Consider the following 19245-nt stretch of genomic DNA (forward strand, 5'->3'; position numbering starts at 1 on the left):
TAATTTTGTCAGTATGACAAATAGTCAGAAGAGACAGCACGGAATTACAAAACACAAGTTACTAAGGTATCAGAAGATTGTGGCACTCTACAATGAATATAAGACCGAAGATATCTCTACTGCACAAGTATTAAGAAAATACATATTTCCTGTTTATCCTATAAGTAGAACTACACTATACGAAGCTCTCAATACACCAGTAGAGCGCGAAATGAAAAAGATTGAAGCTGTAGAAGCACAACAGTTTTCTATGTTTTAATTTGGTGACTGAGCGTAGTCGAAGTTAAATATTAGCAAAGCTAAGATCATACACCACTACATATTCTTGCACACCATCGTCTCGTTTTATACGTTGCAACCCACTACGAATTAACGCCCCTGTATTGGCTGTTGGTTTCCAACCTTGTAATAAGGCATGTATTTCTCCTTGCAAAGCCCAAATGTTAAAAGCATTATTACGTTGTGTTTGCGGTGCTCTCCCACTACTATTGGTTAACCTAACGTTTGCTAAAGTAATAGTTACAGATGCTGTTGCTGTTTGCCTATTTTTTGGTGATGCCGTTTTATCTATACCCAAATTAGCAAAACCAGCATTGCTAATATCCACTAAAGCACAAGGGAATTTTACAGGAAAGTTAGTACTGTAATAATCTAATTGCCCCCAATCTTCGCTCGCATATTTTAGCGTTGCATTGCTCTCTAGTTTTGTAACTATAGCGTCAATAACCTCTTCCATTATTTCAGTTTTTTGTGTATACTATTATTTAATAGCTTTAAATTATGATCAATTACTTCTTTTATCCTAACATCTACTTGTGGATGCCAACCAATAAACTGTCGTTGTTCTATGGTCATTGTAGCACCCACTTTTTGCAAGGCTAAGGCTTTCCATTTAGCAGCTTCACCTTTTAAAGCTCTAGTGCGAATGGTATTGTTTTGTTTCTTGGTCTTTATTGAATAGGTTTCACTTGCACCATGAGCCTTGTAATACATTGCCCAAAAAAAAGACTTCATTTTTTTAGTTACAACAATTTCACCACCTTCATTGTGTATGCTAGCATAAGAAACTGGGAAGCTCCACGTAACCTTACCGTTTTGTATTAAAGGATTTTTTAAACTACCTCTTAATGCACCATCTTTTGATAGTGGCTTATTATTCGCCTGCATTTTTCTCTTAGGCCATTTACGTCCAAAAAAAGATTCATTATGAAAATTTTGGTCAAAAGCATCAGTTAAATCTACTCCTACTTGCCGTACACAACTGTCCGTGAATTTTTTAAACATTATTTTATATGTTTTTTTACTTTAGAAGCGTCCAAAACTCTTTTGTAGGGATGCTTTGGAGGAAACACCACTTTTTGTTTACCTGCATTAAATCGGAATATTTCTAAACTATTCTTACCGTTTTTGTTTATATGTGTAGTGGCAATCTCTCCCTTTTTAAGAGCATCAGCACTATTAGTTTTTGAGTATCTAAAAGCGAGTACCTCAATATGTATACAATGACAGTTCCATCCGTTTTTTGGAGTATAAGCATCCCAAAATGGATCGCTTTTTGGTAATGTTATACCATGCATAGCATTATGTGTGTCCCTAACGTTAGGACCACCATCCGTTCGGTACTGTAAAAGATAAGTTTCTTCATCATCACTGTACCCTTCCCATTTTTCAGCCATAAGTGAGCTTCCAACGGCAAAATTATATTCAGCTTTTAAATAGTTTTCATTATAACTTTTCTTAATTTTTGAAACATCATTATTAAAAGCCGTAAACGATTTAAGTTTATTGTCTTCAGTCAATAGCTCCCTTGAAGCTTCGAGTAATTGTGCATGCGTTTTATAACCACTAAAGTAAAAGATGTCCTCTTTTAAACTTTTTAGCATATCATCGCTAAGATCATTATCTTCTAATGCACGTTCTAATAAATTAGTTGTGTCGGTTACAATGGCTTTATACTCCTTTACGGTTTCTAAGTCTTCAACTTTATAACTGCCTTTTTTATGCAGTTTTTTATAAGCCTTTTCAATCGTTTTTAAAAGCGTTTTAAATCTTGGATTTATGGCAAGATTAAGCCTTTCAGCTTCGTGTTGGCATTCGTTACAAGTACAACTATACAAACCGTCTAAACGTGTGTGTAATGCCCTAAAATAAGATTTAGGGCTTAGCCGAAAAAATCCGCTCCGAGACTTAGCGTGTTTTGTTGTACTTCTCGCTTACCTTCAACCTCAATACCAAACTTTTCTTTAATCCAGTCTGGTGCAATATCAAAGTATGGCAATGCTTCTTTAGTCATTGTCCAGAGTTGGTCTAAGTCTTCCGTCTGTTCATAACCATAAACTAAATCACCTTTTAAAATACCTAATTGTATTAATGCAGGTATCACTTGGCTATTCCAAGACTTTTCTAAAAATTGCAAGTCGCTATCAATTAGCGTTTGCAGCATGCTTTGGTTGCTTTGCTCTTTAGAATAGTTGCCGTTTTTGGTGTCTTGTCCTATCACAGCTCCACTAAATAACATAGAGACTTCATTGTTACATAAGTTGATCAACTCCATGTAAACTTCTCCTTTGGTTGAAATGCCTTGTGCAAACTCAAAAGTTTCAGCTTCATCAATAATAAACCATGCAGCAGCTCCCATGTCTGTCATCATTTGCTCAGCTCGACCTAATGATGCAGGATCTTGCGTGTTGGTTTTCATTACACGAGGTGGAATGCCATAGATCTCACACAGCTCTGACCAACAACTTTGTGCAAATCGCTTAAATAAAACGTGTGGCACGGCTTTATTTAATAAGCCATAATCATCATCGCTTTCAAACTCTAATAACCAAGTGCCATATTCAGCAGAATCTCTATACTCAATTTTTTTGTCTTCAGTATAGTCTGGATAAACCACTCCGTTTATAGGATCAACATTTTTACGATTAATTAGGTCAACCTTTAGCTTTCCGTCCTCATCCATAGAAAACTCAATTAACGAGTGCCGTTTGTTTTTAGCATCTAAAATATGTCGGTTAATGTCATTGGTAAAAATGGCATTGTTTAACAATTCGGTTTGCTCTACATCAACATCTCCGTTTGGCTTTTTTAATACTACGGCTTCACTCATAGCTTTTAATTGCCTATTGTTATACTGCGATGTTAACAAAGCATCGAGCATAATTTCATCGTATAGCTGATGCAATAAGTACCACTTAGGATTGTCTTCTAACTGTGTAGATTGTATTGCTTTTTTCCAACTCTGAATATCTTGCCTTATCTTAGCTTCAGCCTTTTTTACAATCGTTTGTGCTATTTGAGATTGCTTAGATACCTTTTTTACATTTGCTAAATGAGCTGTGGTGTCATAACCAATAGGATTGCTTTTTTGTTCTTTACTCATGGTTAAATTTTTTGCGTGATCCAAAAGAGAATGGTGGTCGGTCATTTTCTAAATCTTCTGGAGACAAGGTTGGTAACGTTGATAAATTAACTTCACCAGAAGCTAATTGCTTTAGCCAATCTGTAGAACGGTCGTAACGTTCTTTTGCCTGTTCATAAATAATATCTGCGCTAGATAAATCTACAATCCACCATTTAGCTACAGTAATGGCATGTTTTAGTATTAATGCATTTCTTGCAGCACCAACCGCAGACAAAACAGCATCTGCATCGTAACGCAAACGTCCATCTTGCCACTCAATTTTATTGTTAGGTTCTAAGTAACTCCGAACCTCTTCCTCAGCAGCTGCCATGGCAATATCAATAATATCATCATTACCTTCAGTAATCTGATCCATTTGATACCCATACATCGTTGAGCCTAAATCATCTTTTTGTAAAAACATAACTTAATATTTTCTATTGTTTTTTGGTGCTACCACATAACTTGTGTTTTTTCTGATAGCTCTGTTGTTAATAATCCAAACACCACCTTCTAACATATCAGGACCATCAATAACCGTTGCTTTTTCACTCACACTAATCATCTGATCGTGCATGCGTTTCATGTGTGGATTTTTCTCTTCCTTTTCATTGAAGATTAAATTACCTAATCGATTAAGAGGTTCTAAAGTCCCTTCAATTCTAAAGAATTTATCAGGCTTCTTACGCTTGTCTTCAGTAATAGGAAGTGTAAAACCATAGTCGGCTGACTTTTGATAAATCAAAGGCAAAACCACTTGTTGGTAATGTGGATCTTGTAAGCTATTATTCTCAATGCTTACACGCATTGTATCTACTCCCAACGCTTTTGCGTATATATAAGCCTCGTACATAGCATCTACAAACTTGGCATTACTGGTTTGCTCTAACCAAATCCAATACAAATAGCGTTTACGTCCTTTAGAGCCAATAACACCAACCGATTTATAAGAGGCTTGCTTATTACGTCCACGATCTTTATTAGAGGTAGATGGATCACTATAAATAACCACTTGGTCACAGCTTTTTAATGGTGGACATTTACCATAAGTAATATCCTTAAAGATGTCGCCTTCAGATACAGGATTGTTATAGTATTCTTTTTGCTGAGCAGACCAGGGCATTTTTGAAAGTACACGATCAATAAAGGCTTCCGTGTTTTTAGCGATCCATGTACTTATGCCATTTTTATCTCGTATGTTAATAATATCATGCTTATCGGCTTGTTTTGCCATTTCTGTAATACAACAATATTTTGCAATAATGTTACCATTGGCAATCCATAATAAAGGCTTAGAGACAGATCTGGTTGCGTAGAGTGCTTCAAATAACCAACTCACTTTTGTTTTAATTCGGTCAGGGTTTCGGCACTCTTCATCTGTATCAATATCATCAACCAAAATAACATCTGGTCTTATAGAATCGTTGTTAGTTCCACGAGGACTTTGGCCAGCACCAAGCGCACGGAACGCAGCACCTTTTTTTGTTATAAACTCTTCAGCTTCCCATTGTCCTATGTTTTGTTGTTCACCATAATCGTTAATAATACGTTGGTTAGTTTCAAACTGAACTTTATACGGTAGTAGTAAACGCTTAGCATTATCTAAGGTAGAAGACACAAACAGAACCATTTTCTTTTTACCTGTAAGTACCAGGAATAACACCTCCATTCTAGTACGTGCTGTTTTTGCACATTCTCTAGACCACGAACGGACTTCAAACCATTCAGGATTTTTTAAAACACGTTTAGTCGCAGCAATATGAAATGCTGCTGGCTCACTTGTATAGTGATTAGGAAAGTAATATTTAAACCACGCTTCAGGGTTAGCCTCTAAGGTTGCCATACGCTTAGATTTTTGCGCATCAGTTTCATTGAGGTCAATGGGTGTAGCTTTAGCCGTGTTATCTCTAAACTGTTCCCACAGTTTTAAGTATTTTTTATCTTCAGCTTTACTCATTAAGTGATTTTTGAGTTAATAAAACCGTCGAAATAAGGCAACATCTTTTTGTGCAATTCAAAATCAATAGGCTTTAAATACTCTAAAAACCCTGTAGAAACTTCGTAAACTTCAGCAATAGATGTTTCCGTTTCTAACTTCTTAATTGCAGATGTGAGTACAGCAATAGTATTAGATTCTTTAGATGTTGCTACTTTAATGTCTCTAGCCTTAATATCATCGTTAAGCCATTCTAACTGATCATACAAGTCAGAGATCATTACTTGCCTAGTAACTAGTTTGGATTTTCGTAAACGTTCCCATCCACCGTCTTTAATCCACTTACCAACCGTATTAGGTCGTACATGGCAACGTGTAGCAATCTCCTTCTGGCTTAGCTTTTGGTCAGTATCCAAAAACAGCATTTTTGCAAATTCCTTTACATCATCTTTTTTTAATGGCATTGCTATATATCTCTTTTGTGAATAGCAAAAGTGACTAAAAACGACTCTAAAATAAAACAAATGCGAACCAGCTAAACACATCAATAATTTAGCTTAACACTTGCGTTGAGTGGCTTTACAGTTTTTTGTGAGTGCTTTTTATTCTGTCAATATTTGTGCTCACCATTATTGGAAAAAACAATTAATTATGTTCACATTTTAGTCTAAATGCCCAAAAAAAAACCATTTGTCTTTAATGACGAAAGCGTCAAGAACAGTTACGGTTTCTCTATACCTACAAAGGGCATTAGCCTTAAAAGGTTTAAGAAAAATCCAGTAATGCTAGATTCTCACTATAACAGTACACATTCTGTTTTAGGCTATTGGGAAAATATCACTACAGATAAAGGATTGCTCACAGGAGTGCCTGTATTTGATAGCGAAGATGAAAACGTAACTGTTATTGAGGGCAAAGTAGAACGAGGCTTTATAAAGAGTTGTTCTATGGGAATTAGCTTTAATCGTGAAGATTTAAAGCTAGTTGCTGGAGTCTTAATTCTCGAAAAATGTGAGCTATACGAAGTTTCTATTGTAGCAGTTCCTTCTAATGCTAATTCAATTAGACTTTATGCAGATGGTAGTGAAACACCACTAACAGATGATGAAGTACAAAATTTATGCTTATCAGTTTTGCCAGTTGATGCTGAGGAAGTAAAACCAAACGAAAATAACCCAGAAAACAAGTATATGAAAAAAGTGATGTTAACAGTACTAGCTGCTTTGGCTTTAGGTTTCAAAGAAACGGAGTTGGAGCATGATGTTGAAGATATCAACACCAGAGTACAAAAGTTAGGAGCTGAAAAAACAGCTTTAGAGTTAAAACTCGAGATCCTTGAAGGTGATGCAGCAGATGCAGCCAAAAAAGGAATTGAAGCAAAGGTGGATCTAGCCATTAAGGCTAACCCAACCTTAGCTAAAAACAGAGATAAGTTTGTGGCTTTAGGCTTGCAAGACGAAGCTCTTTTAAATGACACTTTAGGTGCAATGCCTAAAAAAGCATCATTAGGTGCTCAGATTGATAATCCTGGTTCTCCATCAGAGGTTAAGACTGCTGAAGAGTTTCAGAGCTTATCGATAGATGCTCAATTAGCTTTTAAAAATGACAATCCAGAAGCTTACGCAAAATTATTAACCCAAAAATAGAAATAGATGCCAGCAAATTTCCCAGAATTTTGGTTGAGTAGAATTATCCAACTTTTAAATGAAGCAGACGTAGCGTCGTTTCTAAACGGTATTTCAGAAATACCTGTAAACGTTACAACGATTAACGCAGGTCAATTGACTGAAAAGAATAAGATTTATGTTCCTGAAACCATGTTTGAGGTAGATATCTTAATCAATAATACGACCTATCCAATTCCTGTACAGTTGTACGAAGATGGTACTATTGAAATTACTCTGGATAAGTACCAAACTAAAGTAGTGTCGTTACCAGATGATCAAACCATGGGGGCATCTTACGATATTATTGATACAGCTACAGCTGCAATGCGTAGGTCAATAATGGTAGGAAAGTACCAAAAAGCCATTCACAGTATTGCTCCAGCAGCAAACTCAGTAGCAACACCGATCTTAAATGCTACAGGTGGTCCTGATGCATTAGAAGATGAAAATGGTCGATTAAGATTGACCTACGAAGATTTAGTAGCAGCTAAAAAAGCGTGTAAAAACTTTGGTAAAAAGCGTATTGTTCTTTGTGAAGATCATTGGAATGATTTATTGCTAGATCGTAAACGATTTGGGGATAAGTTAGTAAACTACACTACAGGTATGCCAGCACCAGTTATAGCAAGTTTTGAGTTGCATAGCTACGATGGTGTAATGCCAATTTATAACAGCGTTGTAACTAAGAAACCTTATGGAGCAATCCTAGAGGCTGGCGACAAAGAAGGCTCTGTAATATTTGGTGTAGAAGGTATTGCAAAGAAAACAGGTATAACAAAACAGTACTTTGATCCTGCGAAGCCAAGAACTCAAGCCAATGAGTATGCCTTACGTCATTACTCTGTGGTAACACCTTACCAAAACAAAAGAATCGGAGCCATTATATAAGCCCAAATATACCCTAATACTAAAAACAGCCATGTCTTAATTGGCATGGCTGTTTTCTTTAATTACTACTATGTTAGAAAACCCTATTATACTTAATGCTATTACTGTATTTGTTACTGCTTTTGTGACATGGATGTTTTCTAGACAAAAGAGTAAGAGAGATTTAAAAGCATTAGATACTGAAAACGAGATTAAAGCCTCAAAGTATTACCAAGGTTTATTGGATGATTTATCTACAAGATTAGATAAGGCAATAAGCGAGTTAATGCTTTTAGAAGAGCGACACAGTAAGCTTATGGATACCAACAGAGATTTGGTAGTTCAGCTTCAAAAATTTAAACAATTAAACGGCAAAAGCAACTAATGGTTACAAGTAAAGATTGTATTGATAAGTATGGTAGCCCAAATGTAGCAATGGAACATCAGCACATGGTGCTGGTTAACGTTCCAAAAAGCATTACTAAAGCCATACCAGAATTACCAAACAGAATCTATTGTAACAAAGATTTAGAGCAGCCGCTATTACAAGCCTTTGTAAACATTATAGACAGAGGTTTATGTGATGAAATTGAAACGTGGGATGGTTGCTTTAATATTCGCAAAAAGCGAGGATTAAAAAGTTGGTCATTGCATAGTTGGGCAATAGCTGTAGATATAAATGCAGCAAGAAATGCATTAGGACAAACACCAACCATGAGTGCCCAATTAGTATGCTGTTTTACAGATGCTGGTTTTGATTGGGGAGGTAAATGGACACGTCCAGACGGCATGCATTTTCAATTAAAAGCGATTTAAACATAAAATAAAAACCAATACCAACACCAATGAAAAAAATATTATTAGCACTAAGTCTTATCCTATTTGTAGGCCTAACAGCACAAGCAACAAACCAAAACCCAAAAAGTGATGAAACATCTATTTCTATTCCTTATCCTGATATCCATAGTATCATGCAAATCTCGCGTATTACCGAGCACAATAGAAACGACTACAACAATACAAGATTCAATACACACAAAGCTGGAGGTGTTGGATACAGTACATATTTTAAGACCATCGGATACGGCAAAAATATCACAGTTAATATCCAAGCTTTCAGAAACACCACAGCAAATAACATCCAAACAAGCTACAGTAAGTTTAAGCAAACAGGGCAACTCAATACAAGCAGAATGCTATTGCGACAAGCTAGAGGAAGTGCTAAAGGTATACAAGGAGACTACGACAATGCAACGGAAACTTACAACAAGCCAACAGCAGACTATAGTTCAAATTACCAACGAACTCAACTTTTTACAAAAAGTGTTTTTTTGGTTGGGAGTCCTGGTCTTTTCGGGTTTGGTAATTATGATCATAATCAAATTCAAATAACCCAATTAAACAAGGCTTAAATGCCATTTAACAAACTATAAAAACACAATATTATGTCAAAAAAAGAGAAGAGTATTTGGGATTTAAATCCAGATCTAAAAGCCTACTACGAAACTAGTGATGGTCATAAATTTTTTAGTGAAGATGCTGCAAAAACTTACGCACATCAAAATAAAGATGTGACTTACGACGGAGAAGTAAAGCGACCAAATAAAAACAAGGTAACACCAATCTTAGAAGAAATCTTAAGAGCTAAAGCTATTGCAAAATTAACCACAGTAGAAGAGGTTAACAAGGCATTAGAAGGTGAAGTTGAGCAGTCAGTAATTGAAGCTGGTAAAGCACAAATTTCAATTATTGAAAATGCAGGTGGCAAAAAGGATTTTGAGTTAAGAGCTGAAGCTGTTGCAAAGCTTGATACTGTAGAGGCTATTGATTTAGCTATTAAAGATGAAACCTCTAAAACAGTTATCAAAGCTGGTAATGAGCGTATTGCGTTTTTGCAGTCAGAAGCTAGACAAGGGAAGTAATTAATTTAAAACAACACTAGATGTTACCAGGAATAAATATAGAATTTGACAATGGCAATTTAGATACAGTTGTATCAACTGCTGATGGTGTTTTTGGTTTGTTAGCCTCAGCAGTTGCTGTTGTTGATAAATTTGAACTCAACAAAGCCTATCAAATTAAGAATATGGCAGATGTTGCCAACTTAGGCATCTTACCAGACGTAAACAACTATGTGTTGTATCGATGGTTAGAAAAGTTCTACGAAGAGGCAGGCGAAGGCACAAAGCTTTGGATAATGGGACGTGCTAAAACCGAAGTAGTAAGTTTCTGGTTTACACCAGATGTTGCAACAGGCGTTACACCAGCAAAGAAATTGTATGATGCTTCTAACGGAGAAATTAGTATTTCGTTTACAGCATATGCAGGCACAACGGAGGTTGTAATTGAAAACGGTATGGATGCTGATGTGCCATTAGCAAAATCTAAATCGCAAACGTTTAACGATCTCTATACGACAGAAAACTTTGCTCCAGTATTTACCATTTTAGAAGCGTATGCTTTTACAGGTGAGCATGATGATTTATTAACCTTGTTAGAAGGAAGTGATAACAGGGTCGGCATTTTTGTAGGTAATACAGAAAAGCGCACAGGCGATGTTACCATTAACGGTTGTTCTACCAGTGTACTTGCAGGTCGTTTGGCTCGTATTGGAGTGCATGAGAATGCTGGTAAACGTTTAACAGGTTCTTTGGCAACATTAACAGCTTACATTGTTGATCTACCAGTAGAAGAGTTTGATGTTGAAGCTTTACACGATAAAGGTTTCATCACTTTTAGAACGCACATTCGTAAAAGTGGTTATTGGATTTCTGATGATCCATTAGCAACAGATCCTGCAAATGATGATTACTCTCACATTACTCGCAGACGTGTCATTGATAAAGCCTTACGTGTTGCACACAATATTGCAGGCGAACAAATCTTAAATGATTTTGATGTTACCAATGAAGGTAAGGTAGATCCTATCTATGCTAAGAACGTGGAAGGTGATATTGAGCGTGAGATAGCTGCACAAATGGATGGTGAGATTTCAAGAGATAGCACCAATCGTGATGATTTTGGTGTGGTTGCTGAATTCGATAAAAATGCTGTTGTATCTGCAACTAGTAGAACCAATATTAAAATTAGAGTACGCCCAAAAACGATGAACCGATTTATCGAAATCAATTTAGGCTATGCAGTTAACTTAGAAAACGTTTAAAATATGTTTGATTCAAGACAATACGAGTGGGCAGATATTACGCTCATTTTAGGTGGTAAAGATATTACAGGTATCCAAGCTATAAGATATACCGAAAAAATTGAGCGTGAGCCACTTTACGGTAAAGGTAGATATCCTCACAGCATACAAAGTGGTAATGCTGCTTTTGATGGTGAGATAGAAGTTTTACAATCAGAGTACGAAGCTTTGGTAACTAGTGGTAACGGTACAATTTTAGGGTTGTCATTAGATGCCTTAGTTGGTTATGGTAATCCAGACGCTGGAGATGATCAAATGTTTGATCGTGTTATGGGATTGCGCTTTACGGAAGCAGGTAAGGAATGGAAACAAGGTGATAAAAACACCATCATCAAGTTGCCATTTGTATGTTTAAGAATTAAAAACCAAGCCTAATGTTTATAGCAACACCAGACCAAATTGCTGCTTGGAAACAAGAGCATGGGGATGTCTTTAGATTTAAATCTGAAGCACATAAAAAAGCCGCTTATTACCGTAAACCAAAGCGAAAAGAGATGAGTTACCTCACCAAAATTAAAGATGGTACTCAGTTTAATGCTCAACTTTTAAAGTCTTGCTACTTAGCTGGAGACAAAGAAATAGAAACCAATGATGATATTTTCCTTGGTTTAGGAGATAACATTATTGAACTCTTAAAATTTGCCAAGGTTGAAGTGGAAAAGCTTTAGAGGCTGCTGAAGTAGACCCAAATGATTTTATCCGAATTAGTAACGCACAACTGCGTTACTATTTCGGTATTTCAGACCCAGACAGTCTCACAGATACAGAATGGGCAATGCGTATTAAAGAGTTAGAATACGTAAGAGAATTAGAACGACCAGAAGAATCCTAAAACCGTTTAACAAGCCACAATGGATAACACTTTAAATTACCATATTAAATTCCAGACAGATGCCGACAAAGTCGCAGCATCTGTTGAGCGTTTAGATAATGGTTTAAATAAAGTTTCTAAAGATGTGGAAACCATGCGCACCAAATTTAGCAGTGCAATGGATAAAATTAACGGCAAACTTAGTGCTGTTAGATTACAAGCATTCACTCAAAATGTGCAAAACGCTGCTCAAGGTTTAGATTCCATGAGTGCGCCTGGTCTAAAATTGAATTCATCCTTAGCAGACCTTTCTGCAATTACAGGTGTTACAGGTGCTGGTCTTAAAGAAATAGAAGGTTATGCTAGAGATAATGCTAAAACTTTTGGTGGTGAAGCTGCTGATGGTGTAGAAGCTTACAAGGTTATTCTTTCAAAGTTAAATCCTGAAATTGCCAAATCTCCTAGAGCTTTACAAGCCATGGGTAACGCTGTTAGTACACTCTCTAAAACTATGGGAGGTGATACAGCTGGAGCAACCGATGTTTTAACAACAGCTTTAAATCAATACCAAGTCTCTACAGAAAACCCAATACAAGCCAGTAAAGAGATGGCTTTAATGATGAACGTTATGGCAGCAGCAGCTGCTGAAGGTTCTGCTGAATTACCAGAGATTAAATCGGCTTTAGAACAAAGTGGACTTGCAGCAAAAACAGCAAATGTAAGTTTTGCAGAAACCAATGCATACATCCAAGAACTAGATAAAGCAGGTAAAAAAGGAAGTGAAGGTGGTGTGGCTTTGCGTAACGTAATGGCATCATTAGCACAAGGTCGATTTTTGCCAAAAGATGTTCAAAAGGAATTACAAGCAGCTGGTGTTGATGTCAATATTTTAACAGATAATAGTTTAACCTTATCTGAGCGTTTAAGACCACTACAAGGTATAATGAATGACCAGGCATTAATTACTAAAATGTTTGGTAAAGAAAATAGTAATGCTGCTATTGCGATGTTATCTGCTGTAGATAGAGCCGAAAGTTTAACCACGGCAATACAAGGTACAAATGTCGCTTATGATCAGGCAGCTATTGTTATGGAATCTCAAGCTGAGAAAAATGCAAGAATTCAAGCTTCGATAGATGATTTAAAAATCAGCCTATTTAACGTCACAGGTGGTGCATTAGGTTATGCTAAAGTATTAGGTGATATCGCTTTTGATGTTTCAAACTTAATACCACTTTTTGCAGGTTTTGCTCAGGTTATTCAATTTGTTACAAGTGCCACAAAAATGCAAGCCTTATGGACAGGTATTGTAACTACAGCAACATCTGTTTGGACAGGTGTGCAATGGGCTTTAAATGTCGCAATGAGTCCTATCTTTTTAATACCTGCAATTGTTATAGCCATTGGTGCTGCAATTGCGTGGGTAGTTTCTAAAACAGAAGGTTGGGGCGAAGCATGGCAACATACCGTAAATGGTGGAAAGCTATTGTTTAAGTTATTTGGAGAAAGTATAAAGCTTCATTTTATGACCTCTGTAAATGCGATTATGATTGGTCTTAACTACATTAAAAAAGGTTGGTACGAATTTAAAGACGCTGTAGGTATTGGTGATAGTTCTGAAAATCAAAGAATGATATCTCAGATTACTGCCGACACAGAAGCACGTAAGCAAGCCATAATAGATCAAGCCAACGAAGTAAAGAAAACAGCACTAGAAGCTGCAGGAACTTTTGGTATGGCAGCTGCTTCTATAAAGTGGAAAACAGATGTTGAAACGGATGAAGCTGGTGAAGGAATTAGTGATCCAACTATTCCTGGTGCTAATTTAGGAGGTGCTACAGCTGGAGGTTCTGGTAGTGGTGGATCTACTTCACCAAAAAAAACAAATAAAGCTATTGCCACAGGTGGTAGTAAGCATAATTATATCACTATTAATTTAAAATCATTAATAGAAGGTTTACAAATTAAAGGTGCTGATTTTAAAGATAGCGCACAGCAAATGCAAGATCAGAGTGTCGATGCATTATTGAGAACATTGGCAGTTGCCACAACACAAGGAAGTTAATGCAATTAGATAAAACAGGTATCATATTTAGTAGTATAGTTGGTGCAAAAGGTGCATCTGCTTTGCCACGTTTAGCGACGTTACAAAACGAGCTAATGAAACACGTGTTACCTGCGATACCGTTTTTGCCTGTAACGTCTCAGAATATTAGTATTAAAAATTCAGATCGTGCCATGGATGCTGAATTGTGGAAAGCTGACCAGAAGCTTAATGCTTCTGATCAGTTCTTTCCGTTTTCGTTTGTTGGGGATGATGGACAGGCTTATTTGTTACCATATGAGCCTATAATAAATATTAATGGCAAAAACACCATTGTACGTCGTTCTGTAGCAAAGGCGAAAACTAGTGATGGTTTAGCACTTGGAGGTAAGATAAAAGAACGCTGGACACAAGATGATTATGACATAACAATTACCGGTGTTTTAATTGGATCAATAATTACTGGCAATGTTGAGAATTGTTTTCCTCGTGAGGATTTTGAGAAGCTAAGAGATTTTATGACAGCACCAAGATCGTTAAAAGTGTATTGCGAACCCTTACAGCTTTTAGGGATTAATGAACTGGTAATTGAAGATTTTAGTTTCCCTTTTACCAAAGGCGAAAATGTACAAGCCTATACGATTAAAGCGTATAGCGATTTTGATTATAAACTATTACTAGACCTAGATGATTAGATTTTATTACTGCCCTGTTTTGGGTTTAAAATGGTTTGAAATAAAGGAAGAGTTACCAACAGCTTGGAATACTCAACCATCAAAAAAAAGAAGAAAAAGACGTGCTTAACATTGATTGGTACATAGAATTTAAAACAGCAGAAAAACGCTATCAATTAGCGTTAATGTCGGAGTGCGAGGTAATCTCTTCAGTAGATAATCTTAGCGACACGGCAACCATTGTTTTGCCTGAAGCTGTAATGAATGATGTACTAAACTTTGATGATAAAATTGGTAGAGGTACTGAGGTGATTATTAGAATGGGTTACGATGGTGATCTGCAAACTGAGTTTGTTGGTTTTATAAAAGACATTACAACTAACGATAGTTCTTTGAAAATTTTGTGTGAAGATGCTTTGTTTCTGTTTAGAGTTGGGGTACCAGATATTGAAATGAAACCGACCTCTTTAACAGAAGTTGCTCAGTATTTAATTGACAATATAGATAGCAGCTACACGCTTAAATGTGACTATGATATTAACTATGAGAAATTCACTATACACCAAGCCACAGGTTATGATGTATTGAAAAAGCTCCAAGATGAAACTAAGGCTAATATTTATTTTGATAGTGAGCTAAAGCAATTACATATACATCCACCTTATGTAGAAAAAGGTGGTGAAGCGCTCTATAGTATGCAGTACAATATTGAGAATTCTAGTTTAGAATTTAAAAACAGATTAGACAATAAAGTTGAAGTTACTGTTGAGAGTACCAATATACGAGGTGAAGTTAGTAAGGTCGTATCTGGAACAACTGGAGGTGATAAAGTAACGCTTAAAGTTGGCGCAATGGATGAAGCTTCTATGGAGCGCATTGCAAATGCTGAAGTATTAAAACGAAGTGCAAGCGGTTACGAAGGCAGTTATGATGGTTGGTTATTACCATTTGTAAAACCAACCTATTCATTACGAATTAAGGATGAAGATTATCCAAACAAAACGGATTGGTATTACTGCAAATCTGTTGTAACAAAATTAAGTGAATCGGGAGGTCAACGGACTATAACACCAGGAATAAAATTAAGCTAGTGAATAAGATTACTGACATAAAGAAATACCTGAAGGAGATTGTTGGCGCAAACCCTAATCTACCAATAAAAGCAACGGTTACAGCTGTACAAGCTGAGCAATGCGATGTTGAATTAGAAGGCGGATTAAAATTAACCAATGTAAAGCTTAAAGCAACAGTAACCGATGGTGATGATTTTATGATTGCTTACCCTAAAGTTGGCAGTAAGGTTTTGTTGATCAGTTTATCGGGCGAACTCGACAACCTCACTGTGATTAAAGTAGATGATGTTGAAAAAGTGCATTACAAACAAAATGGTTTAGAGGTTTTCATTGACAGTACAGATGGCAAGGTTGCCATACAAAATAACGACGTATCGTTTCATGAGTTTTTTACTGATCTGTACGATTTATTGAAAACATTTAAGGTGTTTACACCTGCAGGACCTAGTGGTACACCATTACCTCCAACAGTATTAAAAATTGAAGGATTTAAAACAAAGTTTAATAAGATTTTAAAAGCAGTTTAAATGGCATTGAATAAAGCATTACTGAAAGGTAAGATTGAAGGCATATTGATGGATATGCTACAAAGAGAAAATACATCGGTTGCTGAGTTTGCTACTCGTTTAAGTGATGCAGTTGATGATTATGTAAAGCAAGGTGAATTAAATTATACAGGTGGATTAATTGCGCCTAATGGTGCTGTTACAGGTATGATACAAGGAAATATACAATAATGAAAGGCAGAGGTGTACAACTTATAGATAGTAATGATGAAGGTACTTTAATGGATATTAAAATTAATCCTATTAGAGATGCTGATGGTAAGATTGTACAAGGTGAAGTTATTGGAGATACGCTTCAGCAAAACAAAGCTTTAATACTAATTGAACACACTGGAGAAATAAAGTGGCGAGAAGATTTAGGAGTTGGTATTGGAGACTTGTTGTTGAGTGATGATTATTTAGAATATAGGCACACCATTAGAAGAGAATTACAAAAGGATGGTATGAAAGTAACTAAGGTTGATTTGTATGAAAACACACCTTTAAATATAGTAGCAAATTATGATAGCTAAGCAAGGACAAAACTTTTGGGATTTGGTAATACAAGAGACAGGAAGTGTAGATAATGCTTTTGAGATGTCATTATTAAATCCAGATAGAAGTGTTACAGATGTTGTTGCTATTGGTACGGATATCATAAGCTCACCTATAACCAGAAAGAAGATTGTAGATCAGTTTAATGATTTAAACTTTCCTGCAACAGCTGAAGAGTTTCCAAGCTCTGGAGATTTATCTCCAAATATTGGAGGCATAGGTTACATGCAAATTGAAACATCATTTATAGTAAGTTAGAAAATGGCAAGAACGAGACAAGAAATAAAACTAGAAATAACAACAAGCTTTATGAGCAACTTAAATGTTGCTGAAGCTTATGGTTTTGCTGTTGGTGCAAATTTTAGTGATGAGTTTTCTTTAATAAGCATTGAGAATATTCGCTTTGAAATACAAGCCTATCAATTGTTTTTACAAGAAAAATTATTTAATCAACATAAAATAGAAGTTGATGCAACCATCCGTAACCAAAAGTCTGGACGTGCATCTTGGTATAGAACTATGGCATTGCGTTTTCAGTATGGTTTTGATTTATTATTAGACCAGGACTATTTTGATAATAGTAATGCAACTGAAGCGCAAATTGAAGCTTCAAAAATTATAAAGTATGCAGCAGTTAATGAAAGTGAAGATGAGAGCCGTGTAATTATAAAAATTGCTGGTGAAACGGACAACGAGCTTGCACCAATAACACAAGAACAACGCGAGTCTTTTGATTATTATTTAGATGAGTTTAGATATGCAGGTGTGCAAACTACGGTTATTAATTACTTACCAGACTTATTGTATTTAAACCTACAAATACAGCGTGATGCTTTGGTTTTAGACAGTAACGGTATGAGCATATTAAATGGGAATTACCCTGTGAATGAAGCTATTGAAGCATACATGAAACTATTACCATTTGATGGAGAGTTTGTTGTGTTTGATTTTTTAACCTACATAAAGAATAATGCTGAAGGTGTTATTATACCAACAGTAATTAATATAGAGAGTGCGGTGATTGATCCGTTGATAGATGACTATGGTGATCCTGTTAGTATTCCTATAAAAACAATAGCTGAGAGTGGTTATTTTAAGGTTGCAAACTTTGATAATATAACGTATGTGGTATAACGTAAACTTTTATAAACTGTGTTTTGATTTCATGTTGGTAAGCTTGCGCAAACCAATAGAGTTGGCAGTTTTATATGCTTACACCAAGCCATTAGTTACACTACAAATAAAGTGGTTGAATTATAGACGTGAAAACCTCTACATCCTAGATCATACAGGGCAGATTTGTAGGTTAAGAGGTGCGTTAAACGATAAGTTTGACAATGAGTTAAGGCGTATTTATATAGATGGTGATGGTGGTGCGGCTGAGCGTACTTACATATACACACCAGCAGAAAACCAAACAAAATATTTAGGCAAGCTGTATTTATATAATGCCTTAGAGTTTGGAGATAATGGTGCGGATTTTATTGTCTATGTACCATCGGAAATAATGGAAACACAAAATTTTGAAGTACGAGCACAAATTGACCTTTATAGAGCTGGAGGTAAACGGTATTTAATAATACAGATATAATGAATAGATATAATTTTTTACAGACAGGCGGTTTTCCTTTAGAGACAGACACATTAAATGGCATGCAAAATGCCTACAGCATATTTAATGCATTAGGGCAGTTAGCAGGTAATCTAACTATAATTAGTGGTTGTGTTGTAGCAGGTAGTACGGTAAGTGATGGTGTGGTTTTTATTAATGGAGAACTTTATAGATTTATAGGAGGTACGGCTCAAACAGATGTTAGAATTATACAAGACACCACAACCAAGATTTGGGAAAATGGCGAAGAAAACGATTGGCAGTATGACAGGCATGTTACGTTTGCTTCTGGTGCTGGTTCTATACCATGGGCAGACTTTACAAGATTGTCTAGTCTAAAGAATTTACAAAGCAGAATATTACCAGCAGGTACTAATCCACAAATGTATAGTGGAGCTATAAATGCTATACCACAAGGATGGCAATTGTGCGATGGTTCTAACGGTACTCCAGACCTTAGAGGTCGTTTTATTGTAGGCTATAATGCGGATGATTCTGATTATGAAAGTGTCGGAGAAACTGGTGGTGCAAAAGCTGTTACGTTATTAGAATCTCAAATGCCTCAGCATAATCACGGAGGAAACACAGGAGGGGATTCTCATACGCATAATTATAAAGATGGGTATCAATTAATAAGTGATAATTCCCAAAACGGTATATCTGGCAAAGAAACACAAAGCAGTAATTATTATGGTATGGATAATGCCGATAGCAATAATAATATAATGCATTATAAAAACAGAACTACAGATTCTGATACTCATAATCATTCTATCAATTCATCAGGCGGTGGTGAGTCACACGAAAACCGACCACCATATTACACATTAGCATTTATAATTTATATAGGATAAAT

27 protein-coding genes are annotated in these 19245 nt (G+C 36.0%); 20 read left to right on the forward strand and 7 right to left on the reverse strand.

Annotation, left to right across the window (positions count from 1 at the left end; genetic code table 11):
• Positions 1 to 13: 13 nt before the first annotated feature.
• Positions 14 to 259 (forward strand): hypothetical protein, encoded by a 246-nt coding sequence (locus tag HSX10_RS03600; protein WP_173586841.1) that lies wholly within the window; start codon positions 14 to 16, stop codon positions 257 to 259.
• A gap of 24 nt (positions 260 to 283) precedes the next feature.
• Here HSX10_RS03600 and HSX10_RS03605 read toward each other — a convergent pair whose 3' ends face one another.
• From HSX10_RS03605 to HSX10_RS03635, 7 genes are read right to left on the reverse strand one after another with little or no spacing between them, the layout of a single operon-like run.
• Positions 284 to 736 (reverse strand): hypothetical protein, encoded by a 453-nt coding sequence (locus HSX10_RS03605; protein ID WP_217363224.1) that lies wholly within the window; start codon positions 734 to 736, stop codon positions 284 to 286.
• Positions 736 to 1284 carry a hypothetical protein gene (locus tag HSX10_RS03610; protein WP_173586842.1) on the reverse strand — a complete coding sequence of 183 codons (549 nt, stop codon included), beginning with the start codon at positions 1282 to 1284 and terminating at the stop codon, positions 736 to 738. Before HSX10_RS03610 ends, HSX10_RS03605 begins: the two co-directional genes overlap by 1 nt.
• Positions 1284 to 2117 (reverse strand): phage minor head protein, encoded by an 834-nt coding sequence (locus tag HSX10_RS03615; protein ID WP_173586843.1) that lies wholly within the window; start codon positions 2115 to 2117, stop codon positions 1284 to 1286. Before HSX10_RS03615 ends, HSX10_RS03610 begins: the two co-directional genes overlap by 1 nt.
• Positions 2118 to 2161: 44 nt before the next feature.
• The gene (locus HSX10_RS03620; RefSeq protein WP_173586844.1) at positions 2162 to 3382 is read right to left on the reverse strand and encodes a phage portal protein family protein; all 1221 of its coding nucleotides are present in this window, start codon (positions 3380 to 3382) and stop codon (positions 2162 to 2164) included.
• Positions 3375 to 3827: a phage protein Gp36 family protein gene (locus tag HSX10_RS03625; protein ID WP_173586845.1), complete on the reverse strand. Its 453-nt coding sequence runs from the start codon at positions 3825 to 3827 to the stop codon at positions 3375 to 3377. The genes HSX10_RS03620 and HSX10_RS03625 overlap by 8 nt, the downstream gene beginning before the upstream one ends.
• Before the next feature lie 3 nt (positions 3828 to 3830).
• A complete protein-coding gene (locus tag HSX10_RS03630; protein ID WP_173586846.1) occupies positions 3831 to 5360 on the reverse strand; it encodes a hypothetical protein in 1530 nt (509 codons plus the stop codon).
• A complete protein-coding gene (locus HSX10_RS03635; protein WP_173586847.1) occupies positions 5360 to 5803 on the reverse strand; it encodes a DDE transposase family protein in 444 nt (147 codons plus the stop codon). Before HSX10_RS03635 ends, HSX10_RS03630 begins: the two co-directional genes overlap by 1 nt.
• A 207-nt stretch (positions 5804 to 6010) precedes the next feature.
• On the opposite strand from HSX10_RS03635, the gene HSX10_RS03640 reads away from it, so the two are divergent.
• The 19 genes from HSX10_RS03640 (at position 6011) to HSX10_RS03730 (ending at position 19243) form a co-directional block, all read left to right on the forward strand.
• Positions 6011 to 6985, forward strand: a complete 975-nt coding sequence (locus tag HSX10_RS03640) for an HK97 family phage prohead protease (RefSeq protein WP_173586848.1) — start codon at positions 6011 to 6013, stop codon at positions 6983 to 6985.
• A 6-nt stretch (positions 6986 to 6991) separates the two neighbouring features.
• Positions 6992 to 7894, forward strand: a complete 903-nt coding sequence (locus HSX10_RS03645) for a hypothetical protein (protein WP_173586849.1) — start codon at positions 6992 to 6994, stop codon at positions 7892 to 7894.
• 70 nt (positions 7895 to 7964) lie between these two features.
• Positions 7965 to 8258: a hypothetical protein gene (locus HSX10_RS03650; RefSeq protein WP_173586850.1), complete on the forward strand. Its 294-nt coding sequence runs from the start codon at positions 7965 to 7967 to the stop codon at positions 8256 to 8258.
• Positions 8258 to 8689, forward strand: a complete 432-nt coding sequence (locus tag HSX10_RS03655) for a M15 family metallopeptidase (protein WP_173586851.1) — start codon at positions 8258 to 8260, stop codon at positions 8687 to 8689. The genes HSX10_RS03650 and HSX10_RS03655 overlap by 1 nt, the downstream gene beginning before the upstream one ends.
• 29 nt (positions 8690 to 8718) lie before the next feature.
• On the forward strand, positions 8719 to 9285 hold the full coding sequence (locus tag HSX10_RS03660) for a hypothetical protein (protein WP_173586852.1): 567 nt from the start codon (positions 8719 to 8721) through the stop codon (positions 9283 to 9285).
• 33 nt (positions 9286 to 9318) lie between these two features.
• Entirely contained in the window at positions 9319 to 9795 is a 477-nt protein-coding gene (locus HSX10_RS03665; RefSeq protein WP_173586853.1) for a hypothetical protein, read from the forward strand.
• Between the two features lie 20 nt (positions 9796 to 9815).
• The gene (locus HSX10_RS03670) at positions 9816 to 11036 is read left to right on the forward strand and encodes a DUF2586 family protein (protein WP_173586854.1); all 1221 of its coding nucleotides are present in this window, start codon (positions 9816 to 9818) and stop codon (positions 11034 to 11036) included.
• A 3-nt stretch (positions 11037 to 11039) separates the two neighbouring features.
• Positions 11040 to 11450 (forward strand): hypothetical protein, encoded by a 411-nt coding sequence (locus HSX10_RS03675; RefSeq protein ID WP_173586855.1) that lies wholly within the window; start codon positions 11040 to 11042, stop codon positions 11448 to 11450.
• Entirely contained in the window at positions 11450 to 11743 is a 294-nt protein-coding gene (locus HSX10_RS03680) for a hypothetical protein (protein ID WP_173586856.1), read from the forward strand. The genes HSX10_RS03675 and HSX10_RS03680 overlap by 1 nt, the downstream gene beginning before the upstream one ends.
• Positions 11744 to 11926: 183 nt before the next feature.
• Entirely contained in the window at positions 11927 to 13951 is a 2025-nt protein-coding gene (locus HSX10_RS03685; RefSeq protein WP_217363225.1) for a phage tail tape measure protein, read from the forward strand.
• The gene (locus HSX10_RS03690; RefSeq protein ID WP_173586857.1) at positions 13951 to 14625 is read left to right on the forward strand and encodes a DUF6046 domain-containing protein; all 675 of its coding nucleotides are present in this window, start codon (positions 13951 to 13953) and stop codon (positions 14623 to 14625) included. Before HSX10_RS03685 ends, HSX10_RS03690 begins: the two co-directional genes overlap by 1 nt.
• A gap of 101 nt (positions 14626 to 14726) precedes the next feature.
• Positions 14727 to 15695, forward strand: coding sequence for a hypothetical protein (locus HSX10_RS03695; RefSeq protein WP_173586858.1), 969 nt, complete (start codon positions 14727 to 14729; stop codon positions 15693 to 15695).
• Positions 15695 to 16204, forward strand: a complete 510-nt coding sequence (locus tag HSX10_RS03700) for a hypothetical protein (RefSeq protein WP_173586859.1) — start codon at positions 15695 to 15697, stop codon at positions 16202 to 16204. Before HSX10_RS03695 ends, HSX10_RS03700 begins: the two co-directional genes overlap by 1 nt.
• Positions 16205 to 16414, forward strand: a complete 210-nt coding sequence (locus HSX10_RS03705; protein WP_173586860.1) for a hypothetical protein — start codon at positions 16205 to 16207, stop codon at positions 16412 to 16414.
• A complete protein-coding gene (locus HSX10_RS03710) occupies positions 16414 to 16755 on the forward strand; it encodes a hypothetical protein (protein WP_217363226.1) in 342 nt (113 codons plus the stop codon). Before HSX10_RS03705 ends, HSX10_RS03710 begins: the two co-directional genes overlap by 1 nt.
• Positions 16745 to 17035: a hypothetical protein gene (locus tag HSX10_RS03715; RefSeq protein ID WP_173586861.1), complete on the forward strand. Its 291-nt coding sequence runs from the start codon at positions 16745 to 16747 to the stop codon at positions 17033 to 17035. The genes HSX10_RS03710 and HSX10_RS03715 overlap by 11 nt, the downstream gene beginning before the upstream one ends.
• A gap of 3 nt (positions 17036 to 17038) precedes the next feature.
• Entirely contained in the window at positions 17039 to 17911 is an 873-nt protein-coding gene (locus tag HSX10_RS03720) for a nucleotidyltransferase (protein ID WP_173586862.1), read from the forward strand.
• A 61-nt stretch (positions 17912 to 17972) separates the two neighbouring features.
• Positions 17973 to 18368 carry a hypothetical protein gene (locus HSX10_RS03725; RefSeq protein ID WP_173586863.1) on the forward strand — a complete coding sequence of 132 codons (396 nt, stop codon included), beginning with the start codon at positions 17973 to 17975 and terminating at the stop codon, positions 18366 to 18368.
• On the forward strand, positions 18368 to 19243 hold the full coding sequence (locus tag HSX10_RS03730) for a hypothetical protein (protein ID WP_173586864.1): 876 nt from the start codon (positions 18368 to 18370) through the stop codon (positions 19241 to 19243). Before HSX10_RS03725 ends, HSX10_RS03730 begins: the two co-directional genes overlap by 1 nt.
• Positions 19244 to 19245 lie beyond the last annotated feature (2 nt).

Origin of the sequence: Winogradskyella undariae, from assembly GCF_013285155.1 — a bacterium.
GTDB classification, from domain to species: Bacteria; Bacteroidota; Bacteroidia; order Flavobacteriales; family Flavobacteriaceae; genus Winogradskyella; species Winogradskyella undariae.

Coding starts and splice junctions, on each gene's coding strand:
- HSX10_RS03630 (WP_173586846.1), bottom strand. CDS start 5,360: ATGAGTAAAGCTGAAGATAAAAAATACTTAAAACTGTGGGAACAGTTT.
- HSX10_RS03625 (WP_173586845.1), bottom strand. CDS start 3,827: ATGTTTTTACAAAAAGATGATTTAGGCTCAACGATGTATGGGTATCAA.
- HSX10_RS03605 (WP_217363224.1), bottom strand. CDS start 736: ATGGAAGAGGTTATTGACGCTATAGTTACAAAACTAGAGAGCAATGCA.
- HSX10_RS03660 (WP_173586852.1), top strand. CDS start 8,719: ATGAAAAAAATATTATTAGCACTAAGTCTTATCCTATTTGTAGGCCTA.
- HSX10_RS03705 (WP_173586860.1), top strand. CDS start 16,205: ATGGCATTGAATAAAGCATTACTGAAAGGTAAGATTGAAGGCATATTG.
- HSX10_RS03655 (WP_173586851.1), top strand. CDS start 8,258: ATGGTTACAAGTAAAGATTGTATTGATAAGTATGGTAGCCCAAATGTA.
- HSX10_RS03685 (WP_217363225.1), top strand. CDS start 11,927: ATGGATAACACTTTAAATTACCATATTAAATTCCAGACAGATGCCGAC.
- HSX10_RS03640 (WP_173586848.1), top strand. CDS start 6,011: ATGCCCAAAAAAAAACCATTTGTCTTTAATGACGAAAGCGTCAAGAAC.
- HSX10_RS03730 (WP_173586864.1), top strand. CDS start 18,368: ATGAATAGATATAATTTTTTACAGACAGGCGGTTTTCCTTTAGAGACA.
- HSX10_RS03690 (WP_173586857.1), top strand. CDS start 13,951: ATGCAATTAGATAAAACAGGTATCATATTTAGTAGTATAGTTGGTGCA.
- HSX10_RS03710 (WP_217363226.1), top strand. CDS start 16,414: ATGAAAGGCAGAGGTGTACAACTTATAGATAGTAATGATGAAGGTACT.
- HSX10_RS03720 (WP_173586862.1), top strand. CDS start 17,039: ATGGCAAGAACGAGACAAGAAATAAAACTAGAAATAACAACAAGCTTT.
- HSX10_RS03650 (WP_173586850.1), top strand. CDS start 7,965: ATGTTAGAAAACCCTATTATACTTAATGCTATTACTGTATTTGTTACT.
- HSX10_RS03645 (WP_173586849.1), top strand. CDS start 6,992: ATGCCAGCAAATTTCCCAGAATTTTGGTTGAGTAGAATTATCCAACTT.
- HSX10_RS03620 (WP_173586844.1), bottom strand. CDS start 3,382: ATGAGTAAAGAACAAAAAAGCAATCCTATTGGTTATGACACCACAGCT.
- HSX10_RS03600 (WP_173586841.1), top strand. CDS start 14: ATGACAAATAGTCAGAAGAGACAGCACGGAATTACAAAACACAAGTTA.
- HSX10_RS03635 (WP_173586847.1), bottom strand. CDS start 5,803: ATGCCATTAAAAAAAGATGATGTAAAGGAATTTGCAAAAATGCTGTTT.
- HSX10_RS03665 (WP_173586853.1), top strand. CDS start 9,319: ATGTCAAAAAAAGAGAAGAGTATTTGGGATTTAAATCCAGATCTAAAA.
- HSX10_RS03675 (WP_173586855.1), top strand. CDS start 11,040: ATGTTTGATTCAAGACAATACGAGTGGGCAGATATTACGCTCATTTTA.
- HSX10_RS03715 (WP_173586861.1), top strand. CDS start 16,745: ATGATAGCTAAGCAAGGACAAAACTTTTGGGATTTGGTAATACAAGAG.
- HSX10_RS03610 (WP_173586842.1), bottom strand. CDS start 1,284: ATGTTTAAAAAATTCACGGACAGTTGTGTACGGCAAGTAGGAGTAGAT.
- HSX10_RS03670 (WP_173586854.1), top strand. CDS start 9,816: ATGTTACCAGGAATAAATATAGAATTTGACAATGGCAATTTAGATACA.
- HSX10_RS03680 (WP_173586856.1), top strand. CDS start 11,450: ATGTTTATAGCAACACCAGACCAAATTGCTGCTTGGAAACAAGAGCAT.